Here is a 21,194-nt window from a genome sequence, read left to right on the forward strand (position 1 = left end):
CAGGCTTATCCCAGAGTCAAGGGCAGGTTACTCACGTGTTACTCACCCGTTCGCCACTAATCCACCCAGCAAGCTGGGCATCATCGTTCGACTTGCATGTGTTAAGCACGCCGCCAGCGTTCATCCTGAGCCAGGATCAAACTCTCCGTTGAAAAAAACAAATCAAACAGACACAACCACACCCACCGGAAATAACGGCGAACACGGCTGCACAAAATTCGAAACCAGCTGAAAACCAGACCACCACACACGGGGGTGCGCGACAATCCGGCCATAATTTCAACCAATCAAAAAACAATCGGTATCAACAAACTTGGCACACTATTGAGTTCTCAAACAACAGGTCACTATTCCGAAGCAGTACCACCAGCCTTCGCTGGATCGCTCCGGAGCAACTTTTCAAACTTACCGGCTAGCTTCCTTCGAGTCAAATCGGCATGCTTGACTTGATTTTTCCTTGCGGTATCTTGTCAGCTTGCGATCTCTACTCGTGGAGCAGCGCGGGTACTAACTATACCCCTACTTCCCCGGGATGGCAAAACCGGTGAACGACACACCCTCTACGCCGAGCAAAAACCCCGAAAACAAAGGGAAGAGGGCCTGAAGAGCAAGCCTTCAGACCCTCCTAACCCCGGCTGTTACTCAGCCGGCGCGAACCAGGAAGCTCCGAGCGGCGGAAGCGTTACGGTCAGGACGGCCGGCTGACCATCTGTCCCTGGAGCGGCAGCCTTCAAGGTTCCGGCGTTGACCACTCCCGAGCCGCCGTAGCTTTCTGAGTCGGTATTCAGCACCTCCACCCAGTCCCCCGCTGCCGGAACACCCAGGATGTAGTCCTTGTGGGGACCGCCGGAGAAGTTCACTGCGCACACCAACGGCTTGCCTTGGTGATCCCAGCGGATAAACGTGAGGACGTTGTGATCGGCGTCCCCGCCGTTGATCCATTGGAAACCACCGGCCTCGTTGTCGCGTTCATAGAGGGCCGGCGTGGACGAATACACCTGGTTCAGGTCCTTGATCAGCAACTGGAGTCCCCGGTGAGCAGGGATATCGGCAAGGAACCAGTCCAGTCCGTACTGTTCGGACCATTCCGCTTCCTGGCCGAATTCAGTGCCCATGAAGATGAGCTGCTTGCCCGGATGCGCCCACTGGTAGGCGAAGAAGGCACGCAGGTTGGCCAGTTGCTGCCACCGGTCACCGGGCATCTTCCGCAGCATGGAGCCTTTGCCGTGAACTACTTCGTCGTGGCTGATGGGCAGCAGGAAGTTCTCAGTGAAGGCGTAGACCAGGGAGAACGTAATGGTGCCGTGGTGCCACTTGCGGTTGATGGGATCCTCGGAGATGTACTTCAGGGAGTCATGCATCCAGCCCATGTTCCACTTCAGGCCGAAGCCGAGCCCGCCGTGGTTGGTGGGAGCCGTGACGCCAGGGAAAGCGGTGGATTCCTCGGCAATGATGATGGCACCCGGGTGGGACTTGTACACCGTGGCGTTGACTTCCTGCATGAAGGAAATGGCTTCGAGGTTCTCGCGGCCGCCGAACTTGTTGGGCCTCCACTGCCCTTCTTCACGGGAGTAGTCCAGGTAAATCATCGAGGCCACAGCGTCCACGCGCAGGCCATCGATGTGGAATTCCTCAAGCCAGTACAGTGCATTGGCCACCAGGAAGTTCCGGACCTCGCTGCGGCCGAAGTCGAAGATGAGGGTTCCCCAGTCCGGGTGTTCTCCCAGCGCGGGATCCGAGTGCTCGTACAGCGGCTGGCCATCAAACTGCGCCAGCGCCCAGGAATCCTTGGGGAAGTGTGCGGGTACCCAGTCCAGGAGGACGCCGATTCCGGCCTGGTGCAGCGAGTCCACCAGGAACCGGAACTCATCCGGGTGACCGAACCGCGACGTCGGCGCGAAGTAGGAGGTCACCTGGTAGCCCCATGACCCACCGAAGGGGTGCTCTGCAACCGGCATGAACTCCACGTGCGAGAAGCCAAGCCACTTGACGTACTCCACCAGTTCCTTGGCCAGCTCCTTGTAGCCAAGCCCCAGACGCCACGAGCCCAAGTGGACTTCGTAGACGCTCATGGGCGAGTTGTGCGGATCCCTTTGTGCACGGGCACTCATCCACTCCGCGTCCTTGAACCTGTAGCTGGGATCCACCACGCGTGAAGCCGTCAGCGGCGGTACCTCAGTACCGAAGGCCAGAGGATCAGCCTTCTCTACCCAGTGCCCGGCCTTGGTCAGGATCTCGTATTTGTAGCACGCCCCTGCTACAACGCCCGGAATGAACAGTTCCCAGACGCCGGAGGAACCCAGCGAGCGCATTCCGTGCGAGCGCCCGTCCCATCCATTGAAGTCGCCCTTGACGCGAACAGCCTGCGCGTTCGGCGCCCACACGGCGAACGAGACACCGTCCACGTCGCTCAGTGCGGAGCGGTAATGCTGGACGTGCGCCCCCAGCACATCCCAGAGACGCTCATGGCGACCCTCGCCGATCAGGTGCAGGTCCACTTCACCTACGGTAGGCAGGTAGTGGTAGGGGTCGTCGATGGTGACGGGTTCGGCGTCGTACACCACGTCCAAACGGTAGTCCGGCACGTGGCCGGCCTGCAGCGGTTCCAGGACCGCGGTCCAGACGCCATGCGACTCATGGGTCATGTCGGTGCGGCCGGCTTCGGTCACAACAACCACTGACTTCGCGAGGTGCTTCACAGTACGGATGGTGACGTGGCCATGGTCGTCCAGGTGTGCGCCGAGGACGGAGTGCGGCGCGTGGTAAGCGCCCGCTGCCACGCGTTCCAAGGTCTCGGAGTCCACGTGCAGGGGAACTCGGGGCCGTTCGGTGCGTGCAGAGCCAGTCATGTCATTACCTTCCGCTGTAGCTGCCGCATGCTTGCCGCGGCTTGTGTTGTCGAGGATTCTTCGCGATGCCATCACCGGAATCGCCAGCCAGTCAGGCCGGTTCCGCAGCTCGTAAACCACCTCGTATAAAGCCTTGTCCAGCCACAATGCCACAAAGAGCGGCGAGCGGCGGTCTATGGTTCCCGGGGTGACTTCGCTGTACCCCTCCAGGAACGCCGTCGCGCAATCGTCCACCCAGGTTTCAGGCACGGTGACGTCCGAATTCTCGCGCGTGGCAGCTCCGGCGGCGTAGTCAAAGGAACGGAGCATGCCCGTGACATCACGTAGGGGAAGGTCTGGTGTGTTGCGCTCATCAATGGTGCGGAGCGGCTCGCCCTCAAAGTCCAGGATGGCCCACCGCCCCGGCTGGCCGTCAGCACCCGGCACCCTGAGAATCTGTCCCAGATGGAGGTCGCCATGAACGCGCTGCAGCTGCCCAACGTCCAGGGGGTCCAGGGCCGCCAGCAGGTGGTCGAGGTTGGCGTCGTAAGGTCCGACGGCGGAGGCCGCCTCAGCCCACGACTGGCGCATGCGCCGGGCCACAGTCGCGATGATGTCCGGGCCCTGCGTTTGGCCGTCCAGAACCCCAAATGTTTCCGCGAGCCTGGCGTGCACTGTGGCAGTGGCGGCCCCGAGCCCGCGGGCCTCAGCGGTGAAGTCCTTGCCCGAAGCGGCCGCGTCAACAGCCAGGCGCCAGGCATCCAAGCCGCCCACGAGGAACTCGTGGGCCACCGTCAGTTCGCCGGTGGCGGCCGCGGAACCGTCCGACGCCGGTACGTCCCATGAGCCTGTGATCCAACCGAGCGTCGCGGGAACCTCGGTGGTCCCGGCAGCGGTCAGTGCCGCACCAAGCTCCACTTCGGGGTTCTTGCCCGGTGCCAGCACACGGAAAATCTTGACGATGGCTGCCGAATCACCGTCGTCGATGATGACCGATGTGTTGGACTGCTCGCCGGAAAGCACCTTCACGGAGGTAGGGTCTTCCGGGAGGGCGACGCGGCCACGCGTGAGGTGCCCTTGGGCGCCACCGACGGTACCTTCGCTGCGCATGAGCCCCAGCCAGGCGGTGATGAAGTCCGGATCGTAGGCGGCGTCGTACACCAGCTGCAGGCCCGAATCATCCGTCAGCTCGCCGACCAAAGCGCCGGGAGCCTCCACCAGCGGTTGGCTCCGGTAACTCAATGGAACCTGGACAACGTCAGTCCGGGGACCGCCGTCGGCCGTCCGGTAGGTGACCGCCAGCAACACCACCTCAAACGCGGGATCGCCACCGGAGACCGGGAGGCTGAAACCGCCCACCTGCTCCAACGCAAAGTCGGGGCTCTTGACCGGGAACCAGCGTTTGCCGGGAAGCCAGGTCCGGAGAAGTCCTTCAATGGAGGGGTTCAAGTTTTCCTTGCTCATCTCATCCTTTGGAGGTCACCACTGGAATCGCCTGGGTAAAAGGCGATGAGGGATTGGAAAATGCCGAACGCACCCGCAGCCAGTAGAAGCTGTGGCTGCCCAGCATCACGGTCAGGTGACCGTTGTCCCCGACGGCCGGGAAAGGCTGGCCGCCAAAAATATCGCGCAAGCCACGGCCAGCGAACTCAGGAAGGTCAAGGGTGGCGGCCACGGGATGCTGTGAGAGGTTGAAGACGCAGAGAATGGTTTCGCCGTCCTCCCCTTCCGGGTTCCCGGCCGGCAGTTCGCGGACGTATGCCAGCACCACTTCGTGGTCCGCTTCGATATGCCGGAAGCCGCCCAGGCCAAACACGGGGTGGTTCTTCCGGACACTGAGGATCTGCCGGGTCCACCGCAGCAGCGACCCTGAATGCGCGGCTTCGGCTTCAACGTTGGCCATGCTGTAGTTGTAAACCAGGGATTGGATCACCGGAAGGTACAGCTTGCCTGGATCCGCTCCGGAGAAACCCGCGTTGCGATCCGGGTTCCACTGCATGGGCGTGCGCACGGCATCACGGTCATCAAGCCAGATATTGTCTCCCATGCCGATCTCGTCCCCGTAATACAGGAACGGACTACCCGGCAGGGAAAGCAGCAGTGCGTTGATGAGCTCGATCTCGGAGCGGGAGTTGTCCAGTAAGGGAGCCAACCTGCGCCGTATCCCGATGTTGGCGCGCATGCGCGGGTCCGGGGCATACCAGCCGAGCATGGCAGCACGCTCCTCGGCAGGAACCATCTCAAGGGTGAGCTCATCATGGTTCCGCAGGAAAGTCCCCCACTGGGCACCCTTGGGAATCTCCGGGGTGTCCTTCAAGGTTTGGATGATTGGCGCGGCCTTCTGGTCCCTGAGGGCGTAGTAGAGCCGCGGCATGATCGGGAAGTGGAACGCCATATGGCATTCGGGGGCCTCTTCGGTGCCGAAGTACTCCACCACTTCATGGGGCGGCTGGTTTGCCTCGGCGATGATCACCCTGCCGGGATAGTTCGCGTCCACCATCCGGCGCAGGTCCTGCAGGAAGGTATGGGTTGCCGGCAGGTTCTCGCAGTTAGTGCCGTCTTCTTCGAACAGGTACGGAATGGCGTCAGCCCGGAAACCATCAATCCCCTGATCCAGCCAGAACCGGATGACGTCATAGAGGGCCTCAACGACCTTGGGATTCTCGAAGTTCAGGTCCGGCTGGTGGCTGAAGAAACGGTGCCAGAAGAACTGCCGGCGGATGGGATCGAAGGTCCAGTTGGATTCCTCGGTGTCCACGAAGATGATGCGGGCGTCCTGATACTTCTCATCCGTATCACTCCACACGTAGAAGTCCCCGTAAGGACCGGTGGGGTCCTTGCGGGACTCCTGGAACCAGGGATGCTGGTCCGAGGTGTGGTTCAACGGAAGGTCGATGATCACCCGGACACCGCGTGCGTGGGCCTCGGCAACCAGCCTTTTGAAGTCGCTGATGGTGCCGAATTCGTCCAGCACCGAGGTGTAGTCCGCGATGTCGTAACCGCCATCGCGCAACGGGGAATGGAAGAACGGCGGCAACCAAAGGCAGTCCACGCCCAGCCACTGCAGGTAGTCCAGTTTGTCGATCAACCCATGGAAGTCGCCGGAACCATCCCCGTTGGCATCCGCAAAGGCCCGCACCAGTACCTCATAGAAGACTGCCTTGCGGTACCAGTGCGGATCATGCTGGAGACCGGGGGCGTTCAACTCGAAGGTGTTCTTCGGAGTGAAGTACTGGCTGGGATTCTGCGGAGAAAAACTCACTAAGGCTGCCTCCGGATGCTCAGTATGTGTGCCGGTTCAACGTGGGCATCCAACCGGACGTAGTTGTGCTCGCCCCACTCCCAGCTCTGGCCGCTGATGAGGTCGTCCACCCGGAACCGGCCGTCCTCGTTGAAGTCCGAAGGATCCAGCTCCAAGGCCGCGAGGTCCAGGGACACTGTGCTTTCGCGGGTGCTGTGCGGATCCACGTTGACCACCATGATCAACGTGTCCTTGGTGCCGTCCGGCAAGGTCTTGTGCTTGGAATAGACGATCGTGGCGTCATCCGTGCTGTGGTGCACGGTGAGGTTCTGCAGGTCACCCAACGCCAGGTGGTTCCTGCGGATGGCGTTGAGCCTGGTGATGTACGGCGCCAAGGTCCGGCCAGACTCGGCTGCGCCCTCCCAGTCCCTCGCCTTGTACTCGTACTTCTCGTTGTCGATGTACTCCTCGGCACCCGGCCGGGCAACGTGTTCGTACAACTCAAATCCGGCATAGACGCCCCACAACGGGCTTGCCGTCGCGGCCAACGCGGCGCGGATCCGGAAAGCGGCCGGCCCACCGAACTGCAGGTATTCGGTGAGGATGTCCGGGGTGTTCACAAAGAAATTAGGCCGGAAGAACGCAGGGCTTTCGTGGCTGACTTCCAGGAAGTACTTCTCCAGTTCGGTCTTGGTATTCCGCCACGTGAAGTACGTGTACGACTGCTGGAATCCCGCCCGGCCAAGGGCGTGCATCATGGGCGGCCGGGTGAAGGCTTCCGCGAGGAAAACAACCTCGGGGTTCTTTTTGTTGATCTTGCCGATCAGCCATTCCCAGAACCACACAGGCTTGGTGTGGGGATTGTCCACGCGGAAAATCTTCACACCGTGACTGATCCACAGCTGCACGATCCGAAGAATTTCCTTGGAAAGGCCGGTCGGATCATTGTCAAAGTTCAGGGGATAAATGTCCTGGTACTTCTTCGGAGGGTTTTCCGCATAGGCGATGGAACCGTCCACGCGTGTGGTGAACCACTCGGGGTTCGAGGTCACCCAAGGATGGTCGGGCGCAGCCTGCAACGCGAGGTCCAGGGCAACCTCAAGGCCCAGCTCTCCGGCACGGGCAACAAAAGCATCGAAATCCTCGAACGTTCCCAGTTCCGGGTGGATGGCATCGTGGCCGCCGTCCTTGGAACCGATGGCCCACGGCGAACCCGGGTCCTGCGGCCCCGGCGTCAACGTGTTGTTGCGTCCCTTGCGGTGCTGGAACCCGATCGGATGGATGGGTGGCAAGTAGATGACGTCGAAGCCCATGTCCGCCACGGCGTCGAGCCTCTTGGCTGCGGTCCGGAAATTACCTGAAGTCCACACTCCTGTTGAGTGGTCCAGTACGGCGCCTTCGGAGCGCGGGAAGAATTCGTACCAGGAACCGCGTCCGGCGAGGTCCCGCTCCACCTGCAGTGGGAAGCGCTCGGAGACGGTCACCAACTCACGGATCGGGAAACGTTCGACGGCGGCAAGCACCTCGGGGCTGAAGCCGGCGCCAAGGCGCTCCTCGGCAGTCTTGCTTGTATCTGCCAGCACCACAGAAGCGGCACGCAAGGTGCGCTTGTCCGCACCTGTGCGGGCGGCGTCGTCGGCTGCTCCGGAGAGGAGCGCGGCGCCTTCGGCGAGCATCAATTCGACGTCAATACCAGCGGCCACCTTCACCTCGGCATTGTGGTGCCAGGTGCCGTAACGGTCGTGCCACGCTTCGATGACGAATGACCAGGCGCCCGTGCCGCCCGGCGTGATCAAGCCCTCCCAGCGGTCCAGGCCCTTCCACTGCTCACCCTCTGCAGGGGTAAGGCGGACACGCTGGCGCTCCCTGCCCCTCGGATCAAGCAGCACGGCGGAGACTCCGAGCTGGTCATGGCCTTCCCGGAAGACCGTGGCACCCACCACAAGGTCCTCCCCCGGCAGGGCCTTCGCCGGGAAACGGCCACCTTCAACCACGGGCTGGACGGCCGTGATCGGGAACCGGCCAAAGCGCAGTCCGTCGGTGATGTCCGTTTTCGTCTTGGATTTCAGGGCGGTGATGGTTCGCGCGGTATTCGTCACAAGCACGACGTTAGCGACAAAAATCACAGAATGCTAAGCACACGACCTTTCTCCTCGACGCAAGATGTCTTTTACCTAAAAGAAACCCAAAGCAGTTCCGACTGCCATGTCAGTCAGTTAGTGTGGCGCTCGTGAAGGCTATTCGAAGGTTTACAGTCCGTACCGTCCTCCCCGAGCCCATCCGGCCCTTGGCCCGTTTGGCGACCAATCTGCGCTGGTCCTGGCACCGGCCCACCCGGGAACTTTTTGCGAGCCTCAACCCGGCTCTCTGGGAGGAGTCGCAGCACGACCCCATAGCTCTTCTGGGCTCGATCAGCCGCGAGCAACTGCAGGATCTGGCCAACAACACCGATGTGGTGGAACGTGTGCAGCACGCCGCGGCAGATCTTGACCGGTACCTCAGCGAACCGCGCTGGTACCAGGGCCTCGGCGAAGACGCTCCGGCCTGCATTGCGTACTTCTCACCGGAATTCGGTATCACCGAAGTCCTCCCCCAGTACTCCGGCGGCCTTGGCATCCTGGCCGGCGACCACCTCAAGGCCGCTTCGGACCTTGGCGTCCCGCTGATCGGCGTCGGACTCCTGTACCAAGCCGGCTACTTCAAGCAATCCCTGTCCCGGGACGCCTGGCAGCAGGAAACCTATCCCGTGCTGGACCCCGACGGCCTGCCGCTGACCCTCCTCCGCCACCCGGCCAAAGACGGCGTGCCCGGCAAGCCCGTTCATATCTCCCTGCCGCTGCCCAACGGCCGCGAGCTTCACGCGCACGTGTGGCGTGCCGACGTCGGACGTGTTCCGCTGCTGCTGCTGGACTCCAACGTCCCCTCCAACGACGAAGCCGCGCGCGGCATCACCGACCGCCTGTACGGTGGCGGCGGCGACCACCGCCTCCAGCAGGAACTCCTCCTGGGCATGGGCGGCGTCAAGGCCCTGCGCGTCTACCAGGAACTCACCGGCACTCCAGCGCCTGAGGTCTTCCACACCAATGAGGGCCACGCCGGTTTCCTGGGGATTGAGCGCATCCAGGAAGCCATGTCCAATCCCGAGCACCCCCTCAGCTGGGACGAAGCCCTCGCCGCCGGTCGCGCCTCCACCGTCTTCACGACGCACACGCCCGTACCCGCCGGCATCGACCGCTTCGAGACCGTGCAGATCAAGCACTTCTTCGAATCGGGCCTGGCTCCCGCCGTGCCCACGGACCGGATTCTGGAACTCGGCCGCGAAAACTACGACGGCGGCAACCCTTCCGTTTTCAACATGGCAGTGATGGGCCTGCGCCTGGCGCAACGAGCCAACGGCGTGGCCAAACTGCACGGCGTAGTGTCCCGCGAAATGTTTGCCGGACTCTGGCCGGGATTCGACCACTCCGAAATCCCCATCACCTCCGTCACCAACGGCGTCCACGTACCCACGTGGGTTGACCCGCGCATCTCCTCCCTGGCACGGACCCAGTTCGGTGCAGAAGCCGAAGCACTCGGCCGCTGGGACCTCGCCTATAACGTCAGCGACGAAGACGTGTGGAGCCTCCGCCGGGAACTGCGCGCCCAGCTGATAGACGACGTTCGACGCCGGCTCCGGGCCTCCTGGAAGAAGCGCGGCGCAGCCGATGCCGAACTCGGTTGGACCGACTCCGTGCTGGACCCGGACGTGCTCACCATCGGCTTCGCCCGCCGTGTGCCCACCTACAAGCGGCTCACCCTGATGCTGCGCGACCCCGCCCGATTGAAGGCCTTGCTGCTGGATCCCAAGCACCCCATCCAGCTGGTCATCGCCGGCAAGTCACACCCCGCCGATGACGCAGGCAAGAAGATGATCCAGGACCTGGTCCGCTTCACCGACGACCCCGAAGTCCGGCACAGGATCGTCTTCCTGCCCAACTACGACATCGCGATGGCACGGACACTGTTCCCGGGCTGCGACGTCTGGCTCAACAACCCGCTCCGCCCCCTGGAAGCCTGCGGCACCTCCGGTATGAAGGCAGCCATCAACGGCTCGCTCAACCTGTCCGTCCTGGACGGCTGGTGGGACGAAATGTACGACGGCGAAAACGGCTGGGCCATCCCCACCGCCAACAACAACGCCTCCGCCGAGGAACGCGACGACATCGAAGCCGCAGCCCTCTACGAGCTGCTGGAAACCCAGGTGGCCCCGCGCTTCTACGGAACCACGGTGGCCCAGGGCGCCGGCGCTGCAGGACCCTCCGAGTCCAGCCGCGAGACCGTGCCCACCCACTGGGTCTCCATGATCAAGCACACCCTGGCCAACCTCGGCCCGGCAGTCTCCGCGGAACGCATGCTCCACGACTACGTCAACAACCTCTACTGCCCGGCAGCCGTTTCCGGACGCAGGGCAGTTGCCGAGTCGTTCAAGGAAGCCAAGGAACTCGCCGCCTGGACCACCAAGGTCCGGAACGCCTGGCCGCAGGTGGTGGTGGAGCACGTGGACTCCGTTGGAGTCTCCGAGGAACCCCAAGTGGGCGACAGCCTCCAAGTCAACGCCTACGTAGCGCTCAACAGCCTCACCCCGGACGACGTCTCCGTGGAGGTCGCCTTCGGCCGCGCCGAAGAATCGGACGAGCTTGAGGACATCGTGGTGGCGGAACTGGACTCCCTTGAGGACCTCGGCAACGGCCGTCATCTCTTCAACGGATCCTTGGTCATCAACCGATCCGGTTCGTTCGGCTACACAGTGCGCGTGTTCCCGAAGCACAGCGCGTTGGCGTCGAAGGCTGAACTTGGGTTGATCGCGAACGCCTAGTCCGTACAACGCTGCTGGCCCGCTTTTCCGTTATTGCTCAACGACGGGAAAGCGGGCCAGCGACGTTTAACTCGCGACGTGAAGGGGATTGCTAGCCGCGAATTGCGATTGCGGGGTCTTGACGACTGGCAACCCAGGCAGGGTATATGGCGCTGACGATGCCGGTGCTTGCCCCCAGCAGGAGACCCACCAGCCATAGCTCCGGGGGCAAAACGGGGGGCCAGGCCTGGATCCACGAGACACACAGCGTGGTGGCATTTCCGATGATGCCGCCCAGGGAACCTGCTGTGATTCCAACGATTAGACCCTCAAGAATGAAGGATCGGCAAATGAGCCATCGACTTGAGCCAATCGCTCGTCGAAGGGCTATCTCCGCCGATCTGTTCTGAACGGTCAAGTACATTGCGGAAGCCGCCGTGATGACGGCCAAGATCATCAAGACCAGCGACAGCAGCGCGATCAGTGACCCGAGATCGTTGGAGACCCCCTGCCTGATCGACTGAATATCGGCCGTGACATCCACCTTTGCCTTCCCTGGGTCGCTGGGCGAGTACGCCAGCGGAGCTACTCGCGCGATCGCTGCGGCGAAGCCCTTTTCGGTTCGGACTTGAATTTTTAGCTCGGACCTGGGGACAGCCCGCATGATGCCGGCGTCGACGAAAACGGAGTTAGCGTACTCAGGGAACTGTGGGCCGGGATCGAAGACGCCAACAACCGGGACCAGCCGGTCATCGATCCATATGCTCGACCCGTCCGGAGGCCCGTTGATCCTGCTGTACGGTATGTCGAGCGCAATTGCTGCCTTCGTTGAGATTACGGCGAGGGGACCCGCTCGTGAATCGTCGAGGGCACTGCGGCTGTTCTGGGGAATCAGCTGGATTTCGAAGTCTTCGAAATAACTCTTCGACGAGGAATGGAGTGACAATGGCGTTTCGGGCTCGGGATCGGACGGTCCGATTCGTGTGATGCGTACGTCTGCCGGGACCGCTGAGTACACATAGGATGCGCCGACCACATGAGGGAGGCGTGTCATCCGATCCACTCCGGAACGAAGCCCATCGAAATCGTCACGAACCACAGCAGGTCCGTCTCCGACGGATAAGGACAACCGGTCCTGTGACGCAATCGCCAACCGGTTGTTGATGGCATTCGAAGTTGTCGAACTAATTCCAAGGGCACCCGTCATGCCCCCAATGGCAATCGCAAAGGCGAGGATCAGAAGCATTGTTCGGAGGGTACGGGCGGAGAGTGCGGTAAGCGCATCGCCCCAGTCATCCAGCAGGGAACACGCGATGCGGGACCCCCACTTCTGCTGGCCTGACGCTTTGAAGGGCTCCGGGACTGCGGGGACTTCAAACTGCGGCCTTGGCGGGGACTTGGTTTTTACGTCACCCGTGATTCGACCGTCCCGGATCTCAATCCGGCGGTCGGTCTGGTTCGCCACGTCCACATCATGAGTGACGATTATGACTGTGACACCTTCGGAGTTGAGCTTCCGAAGGTAATCAATGACGCGGCTGCTGTTCTCGGAATCAAGATTGCCTGTAGGTTCGTCGGCGAGGATGATCCGCGGCTGCGTCGCAATGGCTCGTGCTATTGCCAGCCGTTGCCGTTCGCCGCCCGACAGAAATTTTGCTTGGACCCTGCGCTTATGTTCCAGCCCAACGAATTTCAGGGCGTCCAGGGCGGCCAACGCCCGCTGGTCCATAGGAACACCCTGAACCCTCAAGCCGATGGCCGCGTTGCTCATCACGCTGTAGTCACCAATGACGTTTGAGGACTGAAAGACAAACCCCATCAGGTGCAGGCGCACCGCGTCGAGGCTTCGCTCTGCTGCGGTCTCGACTGCCTGCCCACGAATGGCGAGACGCCCCGAGCTTGCTCTATCCAACAAGCCCATGATGTTCAAAAGAGTCGACTTACCTGAGCCTGAAGGGCCCACAATGGACACGAACTCACCCGACCCGATGGTCAAGGAGACGTCGGATAAGGCCGGAGACATGGCACCTGGATATGTGCGCCATACTCTCTCCAGGCTGATGGCCGACGTGTTACCGGTGGCTGTAGGTTCCGCCCTGCGCGCGAGGTGATCCGATCGCGGGATCGTCACGATATCCGGACCTCGTCGCCCTGGCTGAGTTCCCCAGAGACTGCGGCGAATCCGCCCCCTGACCGAAGGACGGTTATGGGGACACGCATTGCCTGGTCCCCTGAGTCTCCATCGCCTCCCCGGCGACTCAGAACGTAGGTTCCTTCGGCATCCTGTCGAATACCGGACAGCGGCACTGCGAGAGCCTGTGCCGTACTGCCCTGACCAGCTACGGTAACGCTTAGGTTGGGAGTCAATAGAGCAAGATCGGCTGTAGCTGTGGGCTCTACCGTCACGGGATTTCCCGCCCGTCGGCCATTCCCCGCATCCGTAAAGGGACCTACCTCAGTTATCCGTCCGGGCACTTGCTTCTCCGCGATCCTGACGGTGACATCCTGCCCAACCCTGAGAGACCCAGCCTGCTCCACGTCTGCGACAAACTCTACGAAGTTCTCTTGGGTCTGGACCGTGGCGAGGGGGCTTTGGTCCGTGACTTTCTGCCCTATGCCCAGCGCTGAGACGATGGTGGCGCGGGCGACAGGGAGGCCGATCAGTTGCCTGAACGGGATCGACACCGCAGGGGATATCGAGTCGCCCGTTTCCGGGGACTCCGGTGTGGCTCCGGGTTCGACTTGTTGAATTTGCCCGGAGGGGATTCTCCCGCTGCTCAAGGTGAATCCTTCGCTGGCAAAGAATGACGATGCAGCCTCCATGGTTGCGCCGTCCAGGTGACCGGATTCGTGGGAAAGGTATCCAATCTGCATCAGCGCGCGTTGCAGAGCCAGGACGTCGTCTCCCTCATCACCTCGGGCGAGATCGCGATACAAGGGAAGCGGGGCTGGCAGGACAAAATAGGGCTTGCCGGAAACTACACCGGCAAGGTCACCCCACTCCAACGTGTCCCCCGCCTTGAGCGTCTGACGAACCACCATCGGTTCTTGTCCCTCTTCATCAATCTGGATCGGCACAGTCGGGCCGGCCTTAATGACGCCGGAGTATGTAAGCCGGTCATCGACAGTACGATTTTCAACCGTTGCATAGACGGGGATTTCGGCCATGGAGTTCTCGGGCCGAATGATCTCAGATTGGTCAAAGACACGTCCGGCCAGCAGACCCACCCCCGCGGACAAGACCGCGGTAATTGCCAACAGGAAGACCAGCCAACGTCGCGAGAGTCGCGTCAACCCGACAGCTGTAGCCGTTCCCTGCCGGGGCCGGTCATCATTCACTGCGTCTCTTTCAGCAACTTCTCAGCAGCATCCACGTACTTCTGGCTCTTCTTCTTGAGCTCAGTAAGAACTGCCTCATTCTGCTTGATGAGTGGCAACTGGTAACTTGCTTGAATATCACCGAGAGTTTGGGTCAGCCGGACCGCCTGATTGCATTCGGCCTCAATCGTCGCGATTCGGATACCCTCCGCGGCGTCGGACGTCGACGGGTTTTGCTGATCTGTCCTCACCTGAAGGTCGAAAGACTGCTGGCTCGACCACTTGGCGTTGGCGGGGTCCAGTCCCGGCGTCAAACCTGCCGCTGAAATGCATGTGTCCCAGTCGTCTTTGGCGTTGTTCCAAGCTTCAGTTTCTGACGCCAGACTGAGGCTCTTCAAAGCGATCTCAGCTGCAGCGCCGCCGTTCATCAGCTCGTCAGGCGGAGTGATTTCATCGATCTTGCTCTTTTCGCTGGCAAGACACTCATACCTGGCCTCCCCCCACGCGCCCGCCTCATCATGTTTCTGGTTCGATTGAGCGTCTTCTCCAATGAGCCGGAAGCCGAACTTTCTCACTCGCTCGACGTTCCACACGCCAAAGTTCCGGTTTTCGGCCTTGGGATAAGCTGTCGTCGGATCATCCATGAAGCCAAATCTCTTCATGCACGTTGTCATGACGACTTCCCTCGCAAGGAGAATACGAGAGCGCTCAAGGGCAGAAATTCCGTACGCGTCAACCGGGAACACGATCATCGAGTTCTGGTAATCCAGATTCACTTTTCCGGATGGGTCCGGCGTCAGTGAATTCACCGCAGCTCCAGAACACGATGAAATAGCCAACGCTGCGCTTGCGGCAAGTGATGTCACGACGAACCTTGTCCAGCGCGACCCTCGTTCAGGAATTATTGTCGACACTTTCCGCGTCCAATCTCATTTCTTGCGCCTCATGTGAATACCAGGCGCCGCGCCAAAAGAAACTCTGACCTGCCGGTACTTGATCGGCAGATCAAAGTATCGTGGCGCTTAGCCTGCTTTTATCGAATAGGAGATTGGGCTTAGCCGCGATGGAAGCTACTGATGTTGTCATTCCATGATCCAAGGAAGGGCACATACCAGCCCAGAGCGCTGTAGTCGTTAGCGCTTCCAAAGCCGGCACCACCGTAATTGACGTCCTGCCACCAGGTTACGTAGTAGCCGAAGTTCTTGACCGAACTGGTCTTGTTGTCGAACGACCCCATCCAGGTCGAGTTGTCGGCTCCGTAGGATCCACCGCCGTAGTTATTGTTTTCGTACATAATGCTGGCGTTCGCTTCCTGGCTTGCGGCAAAGAGTGCTGCGGCAGACAATGCGACGACAGTAGCCGCCCGTGTGAGCTTTTTCATTTCTTGATCCTCATATTCGCTGATGCAATGAGGAGAGCAAATAACTCAGCACGCTCCCCAGTACGCAAGTAACGAGGCACACAAATGCCTCACCGAAAATGTATCGCTCGACACCCTTAATTTCAATATTTTGAAATAATCGGAATAGTCATAGAAATATACAATTTGTCGCGTCACGATTCGGGGCGATGCAACACTTAAGCATCTCGGGGGTAGTCCCGACTCACCTGGAACGAATACTGACTGAGCACTCCGCCAGACCTGTCAATGCAGATACCTGGTCTGGCCTTTGCCATCTGAGGACGAAGTCGGCGCGACTAGTTCTCGAAGACTGCGATGACTGCCAGGTCGCGGCCGGCGTAGCGCTCGGCGTCTTGCAGGATTTCGCACACCACGCCGAAAGAACGGTCTGTGCGGTAGGCAGCAGGCACTTGCCAGATCATGGTGACCGGGCTGCCGTCGTCCTCTGACAGAGCATCGGCGTAATCGTGGAGGGAATCGTTCAGGGCATCAAGGTTCACCCCGTAGTACTCCGGGAAATCGAGGACTTGTCCAAAAACTTCCAGGACTGCCTGCTTGGTGGTTGCCGGCGGGACCAGCACGGTCCGACGGCCGATATCGGACATCTGCTCCTGTAGTTCCTCCAGGGTCCAGGTGTCTGCGGAATAGATTTTCATGGGCTCCTACTTGTCTTCGACGATGAACATGAACGACTCGTAATGGTCCGGTGTGTAGTACTTTGCCGAATCCTTGCCAACGATGATCCGGCGGGCGCCGCGGTCCGACTCGCCAGGAGTTGGCACCGTGTATTCCTTGTAGAAACCGCCGGACTTCCTGGGCAGGAGACCCTCAAAATTGCCGAAGTTCACACCATCGCGATCATACGGATACGGGCCACCCTTAGCGATCAGCGCCAACGTTTGCCGGGCTTCCTTGGGCAGCTGGGCAGCGCTGATCGTGGGCAGGGTTGAAGGGTTCGCAACGGCGGCCGCCGGCGTCGAGACCGAGCCAGGCTCCGGCGTCGTGGTCTGGACGCTGGAGAACCCAGCGCCGGAAGACGCAACGCCGGAAGGAGGCGCGCTGGAGGGGGCTGTCAGCGAGCCGCCGCCCACCATGGCGATCACCAGCACGACGACGGCGATCACCAGCCCCGCGAAAGCCACCAGTTTGCTGCGGCTGCGGTTCATGCGGAAAGCTCCTGTGGGTTAATGCCTATGTGCGGTAAATGTTGACGGTGTTGGCCTGCAGGATATCCCGCTCGCCTGAGGCCACCAATGCGCCCTTTCGGCGTTCATGCAGCACTGACGTGGTGAAGCGGAGTTCAAACATGCGCTTGCCGATGCCCGTTTCGCTCAGGATCTCCGGGAGAACCATTTTCACGTCCTGGTTGCTGCCGTTCACCACAATCAGGCCACGGATCTCACTGTCCTCGTGGCCCATAAGCAGCTGCACTGAGCGCACATTGGGATCGTTCCAGCGGGCCGGGGTCATCCGCTTACCCTTGTCATCAAACCACTGCAGGCTGGCATCGTTCGCACTGCCGGGGAAGCTCTCGGGTTGGTGCCGCAGGAACCAACGGCGCAACCTGACAAGCTCACGCGTGGTCCTGAACATGGCGTTGGCTTCCTGGGTGCGGCTCCAGTCCAACCACGCCGTGGGGTTGTCCTGGCAGTAGGCGTTGTTGTTTCCCTGCTGCGTGCGGCCGAGTTCGTCACCCGCAGTGATCATGGGAACACCGAAGGACAGCAGCAAGGTAGCCATCAGGTTGCGGATGGACAGGGCACGGGCAGCCACAATGGCCTCGTTCTCGCTCCGGCCCTCCACGCCGTGGTTGTAGCTGCGGTTGTCTCCGTGGCCGTCGCGGTTCTGCTCACCGTTGGCCTCGTTGTGCTTCCTGTCGTAGCTGACCAGGTCCTTGAGGGTGAAGCCGTCGTGGGCTGTGATGAAGTTGACCGAGGCCAGCCGGGTGCGTCCCGAAGATGCGAAGAGGTTGGCGGAACCGGCCATAAGTTCAGCCAGCGATGCCACCGAGCCGCCTTGGCCTCCGGACTCGATGGCAGCACGGTCGGACAGCCAGAAACGCCGAACGCCGTCGCGGAAATGGTCATTCCAGTCAGACCAGCCGTGAGGGAACCGACCCGTTTGCCAACCGCCGTAGCCTACGTCCCATGGCTCTGCAATGAGTTTGACCGCGGACAACACAGGGTCCTCGGCAATGGCTTGGAGGAAGGGATGGCCCGGATCAAAGGTATTCCCGGCGTCCCGGCACAGAGTCACGGCCAGATCAAAGCGGAAGCCGTCCACATGGAAGTCATTCACCCAGTAGCGCAGGGAATCCAAGGCAAGGTCCACCACCACAGGATCGCTGAAGTCCAGGGTGTTGCCGCAGCCGGTGGTGTCCAAGTAGCGGCCGTGGGCGTCATGCCGGTAGTACCGCGACTCCCCCAGGCCACGGAAGCTGAGGGCGGGCCCATCGGGTCCAGCCTCCGCTGTGTGGTTGTACACCACATCCAGAATCACTTCGATGCCGGCTGCGTGCAGGAGCTTGATCATGCCCTTGAGCTCATCCTGCACCGCGTGGGGACCGGCGTTGCGCGCAGCCTCCGTGGCGTAATCGGCATGCGGGGCAAAGAACGCGGCCGTGTTGTAGCCCCAGTAGTTGGTCATGCCCAGATCCTGGAGGTGAGATTCGTCCAGGTGGAAATGAATGGGCAGCAACTGGACCGCGGTGATGCCAAGCTCTGTGAGGTGCTGGATCATCACCGGGTGAGCCATGCCCGCGTAGGTCCCCCGGAGGTGTTCCGGGATGTCCGGGTGAAGCATCGTCTGGCCACGGACGTGTGCCTCATAGATAACCGAGGTCCGCATCGGGGTCCGCGGCGCTTGGTCATCGCCCCAGTCAAAGCCGGTGTCCACGTGCACACTCGTCAGGAACTCGCCCCGCTGGTCCACAGCGCGACCGTACGGATCGAGCAACAGCCGTTGTTCGCCGTCGTCGTCCAAATCCAGCGCTGGAACAGGCATGGGAAGACCGCCCTCGGACGGCGCTTCGCGGAAACCGTACCGGGTGCCCGGCGGCATTCCGCCCACCAGCCCGAAGTGCACGCCGTCCTCAACGTTGGGAAGGATCTGGGCGCGCCACGGTTCGCCGGGCGCCTGGAAAGCAACCTCAACCTGTTCCAGGTCCGGTGCGAAGACGGCCACATTCACATCATGGTTCTGCGCTTTTCCGGCATCCGAAAGCCCGGGCTGGGGCGTGCTCAGTCCGAGAGGCCGGGGCCGGGAGGCGTCCACGGCAGCTGCTGTGTCAAAAATAGGCATAACCATTGCTTGCAAGTTTAGTTCCACGCCCAGTATGTGCCGCGCCAACCGCCCATGTGACGACGATCGGTGCAGTGATTTCGTTACTTGGCATACTGGAACAGAGACAACAGGAGGTTCTATGGTGCGCGTGGCACTCGCCCAAGTCATCACCGGCCGGGATCTGGCCGACAACCTGCGGCTCCTGGAGGAGTACGCCCGGAAGGCCAAGGACGGCGGCGCGGAGTTAGTAGTCTTCCCCGAGGCGATGATGCGTGCGTTCGGGAACTCCCTGTTGGACATTGCGGAGCCTTTGGATGGCCCGTGGGCCAGCCGGGTGCGATCCCTCGCCGAGGAACTTCAGCTGGTGATCGTGGCCGGCATATTTACTCCGGGCAGCCCCTCCGATTCCGGATCCCCGCGGGTGCGGAACACGCTTCTGGCCACGGGGCCTGGCGTGGAAACGAGCTACGACAAAATCCACCTCTTCGATGCGTTTGGCTTCGCGGAATCGGACACCGTTGAGGCGGGAACAGAACCAGTAACGTTCGACGCCGGTGGCGTCACCTTTGGTTTGGCCACCTGCTACGACATCCGCTTTCCCGCGCTCTTTACGGCCAACGCCCAACGTGGCGCTGTGGTGAACATCGTTTCTGCCTCCTGGGGATCAGGACCGGGCAAGGCCGAGCAATGGCAGCTCCTGGCCCGGGCACGTGCCGTGGATACCACCACGTTCGTGCTCGCATGCGGCCAAGGCGATCCGGCCACACAGGGGATCGAACCCAAAGGTGCCGCGCCCACGGGCGTGGGGTACTCCGCCGTCGTATCCCCGTTCGGCCAGGTCCTTGAAGCCCTGGAAGGCGAACCGGGCCTGATCTTCGCCGACATCGATCCCGCAGAGGTTGATGACGCCCGCCAAAAACTCCCCGTTCTGGCCAACCGCCGCGACTTCTAAAGCCGACCCTCTCTCACCGATCGGTTGTTTTGGAACAACCCTCTCTCACCGATCGCTTGTTTGGCACCAACCCTCTCTCACCGATCGCTTGTTTGGCACCAACCCTCTCTCACCGATCGCTTGTTTGGCACCAACCCTCTCTCACAGGGTAGGGCCGTCGTCATCTTCCAGGGTGGACCTGGCAGACACTTCCCCGGAAACGCCAAACGCCCTCCCACCCGGAGGGTGAGAGAGCGTCCTGGCCAAACACCCGATCGGTGAGAGAGCGTCCCCGTCAAACACCCGAAAGGTGAGAGAGCGTCCGGGCTACTTGGCGGCGCGCTGCCTTGAGACTTCGTACAGCGAAATACCAACGGCCATCGAAGCGTTCAATGACTCCATGGCCGAGTCGATCGGGATGGAGACGATCTGGTCGCAGTTTTCGCGGACCAAACGGCTGAGGCCCTTGCCTTCGGAGCCCACCACGATGCACACCGGTTCCGTAGCAACGGTGAGATCAGGCAGCGAGACATCGCCGTCGCCGTCCAGGCCGAGCACGTAGATGCCCATGTTCTTGAACTGCTTGAGGGCGTTGTTGAGGTTCGACGCGCGGGCGACAGGTACGCGGACAGCGGCGCCGGCACTGGTCTTCCAAGCGGACGCGGTCACGCCGACCGAGCGACGCTCGGGAACGATCACGCCGTGGCCGCTGAAAGCGGAGACGGAGCGGATGATCGCGCCGAGGTTGCGGGGGTCGGTGATGCCGTCCAGGGCTACAAAGATGGGAGCGTTGGAGATGTGCCCCTTCTTCCACTTGGCGAGGGTTTCCTCGGCGAGGTCGTAGGCGTCCTGGTACTCGTACGGCGGGATCTGGAGGACCAGGCCCTGGTGGACTGCTTCCTCGGTCATCCGGTCCAGTTCAGGCTTGCCGGTTTCCAGCAGCGGGATGCCGCGCTCTGCCGCGAGCTTCAGGGACTCCTTGACGCGATCGTCCATTTCGATGCGGATGGCGACGTGCAGGGCCTTGGCCGGGATGCCGGCTCGCAGTGCCTCAACGACGGAGTTACGGCCGGTGACCAGTTCTTCCGTTGCACGGCCCTTGGGACCGGAGCGGGCTCCGGCGCCACCGGGACGGGTGCCCGATCCGCGCTTGGCGGCCGAGCGTTCCGCCAGCTGCTTGTTCTTGTATGCCTTGTGGTAGGTGCGATCCTCCGCCTTGGGCGTAGGACCCTTGCCTTCCAGGGCCTTGCGGCCATGGCCACCGGTTCCGGTGGAGGGGCCCTTCTTCTGCTTGACCGACCGGCGACCGTTGTTGGCCATGAGATTCCATCCTTGATTTTGTGAGTAAGTCTGGAATC

13 protein-coding genes and 1 rRNA gene are annotated in these 21,194 nt (G+C 61.5%); 2 read left to right on the forward strand and 12 right to left on the reverse strand.

Annotated elements, in window-relative coordinates:
• From BLW08_RS14730 to BLW08_RS14745, 4 genes are all read right to left on the reverse strand, one after another.
• A 16S ribosomal RNA gene (locus BLW08_RS14730) occupies positions 1-152 on the reverse strand; the annotation flags it as partial.
• Between the two features lie 486 nt (positions 153-638).
• Positions 639-4,292: a 1,4-alpha-glucan branching enzyme gene (locus BLW08_RS14735; RefSeq protein ID WP_091326030.1), complete on the reverse strand. Its 3,654-nt coding sequence runs from the start codon at positions 4,290-4,292 to the stop codon at positions 639-641.
• A 1-nt stretch (position 4,293) separates the two neighbouring features.
• The gene (gene treS / locus BLW08_RS14740; RefSeq protein ID WP_091326032.1) at positions 4,294-6,090 is read right to left on the reverse strand and encodes a maltose alpha-D-glucosyltransferase; all 1,797 of its coding nucleotides are present in this window, start codon (positions 6,088-6,090) and stop codon (positions 4,294-4,296) included.
• Positions 6,090-8,174 (reverse strand): alpha-1,4-glucan--maltose-1-phosphate maltosyltransferase, encoded by a 2,085-nt coding sequence (locus tag BLW08_RS14745; protein WP_175538718.1) that lies wholly within the window; start codon positions 8,172-8,174, stop codon positions 6,090-6,092. Before BLW08_RS14745 ends, treS begins: the two co-directional genes overlap by 1 nt.
• A 125-nt stretch (positions 8,175-8,299) precedes the next feature.
• Here BLW08_RS14745 and glgP point away from each other — a divergent pair, with 125 nt between their 5' ends.
• Positions 8,300-10,924 (forward strand): alpha-glucan family phosphorylase, encoded by a 2,625-nt coding sequence (gene glgP, locus BLW08_RS14750; protein ID WP_175538719.1) that lies wholly within the window; start codon positions 8,300-8,302, stop codon positions 10,922-10,924.
• A gap of 91 nt (positions 10,925-11,015) precedes the next feature.
• Here glgP and BLW08_RS14755 read toward each other — a convergent pair whose 3' ends face one another.
• The 7 genes from BLW08_RS14755 to glgX all read right to left on the reverse strand — a co-directional run bounded on the left by BLW08_RS14755 (position 11,016) and on the right by glgX (position 18,929).
• The gene (locus BLW08_RS14755; protein WP_091326035.1) at positions 11,016-12,926 is read right to left on the reverse strand and encodes an ABC transporter ATP-binding protein/permease; all 1,911 of its coding nucleotides are present in this window, start codon (positions 12,924-12,926) and stop codon (positions 11,016-11,018) included.
• 104 nt (positions 12,927-13,030) lie between these two features.
• The gene (locus tag BLW08_RS14760; protein WP_091326037.1) at positions 13,031-14,242 is read right to left on the reverse strand and encodes an efflux RND transporter periplasmic adaptor subunit; all 1,212 of its coding nucleotides are present in this window, start codon (positions 14,240-14,242) and stop codon (positions 13,031-13,033) included.
• A complete protein-coding gene (locus tag BLW08_RS14765; RefSeq protein WP_139244907.1) occupies positions 14,239-15,087 on the reverse strand; it encodes a hypothetical protein in 849 nt (282 codons plus the stop codon). The genes BLW08_RS14760 and BLW08_RS14765 overlap by 4 nt, the downstream gene beginning before the upstream one ends.
• A gap of 188 nt (positions 15,088-15,275) precedes the next feature.
• Positions 15,276-15,602, reverse strand: coding sequence for a hypothetical protein (locus BLW08_RS14770; protein ID WP_090824923.1), 327 nt, complete (start codon positions 15,600-15,602; stop codon positions 15,276-15,278).
• Positions 15,603-15,919: 317 nt separating this feature from the next.
• Positions 15,920-16,279 (reverse strand): barstar family protein, encoded by a 360-nt coding sequence (locus tag BLW08_RS14775; RefSeq protein ID WP_091326041.1) that lies wholly within the window; start codon positions 16,277-16,279, stop codon positions 15,920-15,922.
• 6 nt (positions 16,280-16,285) lie between these two features.
• Positions 16,286-16,789, reverse strand: a complete 504-nt coding sequence (locus BLW08_RS14780; protein ID WP_091326042.1) for a guanyl-specific ribonuclease — start codon at positions 16,787-16,789, stop codon at positions 16,286-16,288.
• A 25-nt stretch (positions 16,790-16,814) separates the two neighbouring features.
• The gene (gene glgX, locus BLW08_RS14785) at positions 16,815-18,929 is read right to left on the reverse strand and encodes a glycogen debranching protein GlgX (RefSeq protein ID WP_091326044.1); all 2,115 of its coding nucleotides are present in this window, start codon (positions 18,927-18,929) and stop codon (positions 16,815-16,817) included.
• A 118-nt stretch (positions 18,930-19,047) separates the two neighbouring features.
• Here glgX and BLW08_RS14790 point away from each other — a divergent pair, with 118 nt between their 5' ends.
• The gene (locus tag BLW08_RS14790) at positions 19,048-19,857 is read left to right on the forward strand and encodes a carbon-nitrogen hydrolase family protein (RefSeq protein ID WP_091326357.1); all 810 of its coding nucleotides are present in this window, start codon (positions 19,048-19,050) and stop codon (positions 19,855-19,857) included.
• Between the two features lie 306 nt (positions 19,858-20,163).
• Here the strand turns inward: BLW08_RS14790 and rlmB are convergent, their stop codons facing one another.
• Positions 20,164-21,156, reverse strand: coding sequence for a 23S rRNA (guanosine(2251)-2'-O)-methyltransferase RlmB (gene rlmB, locus BLW08_RS14795; RefSeq protein ID WP_090824931.1), 993 nt, complete (start codon positions 21,154-21,156; stop codon positions 20,164-20,166).
• Between the last annotated feature and the right edge of the window lie 38 nt (positions 21,157-21,194).

The sequence above is a fragment of the Arthrobacter sp. cf158 genome (assembly GCF_900106835.1).
In the GTDB taxonomy this organism is placed as follows: Bacteria; Actinomycetota; Actinomycetes; order Actinomycetales; family Micrococcaceae; genus Arthrobacter.

Bases quoted from the DNA above. Each gene is read 5' to 3' on its own strand.
- BLW08_RS14775 (WP_091326041.1), bottom strand. From the start codon at position 16,279: ATGAAAATCTATTCCGCAGACACCTGGACCCTGGAGGAACTACAGGAG.
- rlmB (WP_090824931.1), bottom strand. From the start codon at position 21,156: ATGGCCAACAACGGTCGCCGGTCGGTCAAGCAGAAGAAGGGCCCCTCC.
- BLW08_RS14755 (WP_091326035.1), bottom strand. From the start codon at position 12,926: ATGTCTCCGGCCTTATCCGACGTCTCCTTGACCATCGGGTCGGGTGAG.
- BLW08_RS14735 (WP_091326030.1), bottom strand. From the start codon at position 4,292: ATGAGCAAGGAAAACTTGAACCCCTCCATTGAAGGACTTCTCCGGACC.
- glgX (WP_091326044.1), bottom strand. From the start codon at position 18,929: ATGGTTATGCCTATTTTTGACACAGCAGCTGCCGTGGACGCCTCCCGG.
- BLW08_RS14780 (WP_091326042.1), bottom strand. From the start codon at position 16,789: ATGAACCGCAGCCGCAGCAAACTGGTGGCTTTCGCGGGGCTGGTGATC.
- BLW08_RS14770 (WP_090824923.1), bottom strand. From the start codon at position 15,602: ATGAAAAAGCTCACACGGGCGGCTACTGTCGTCGCATTGTCTGCCGCA.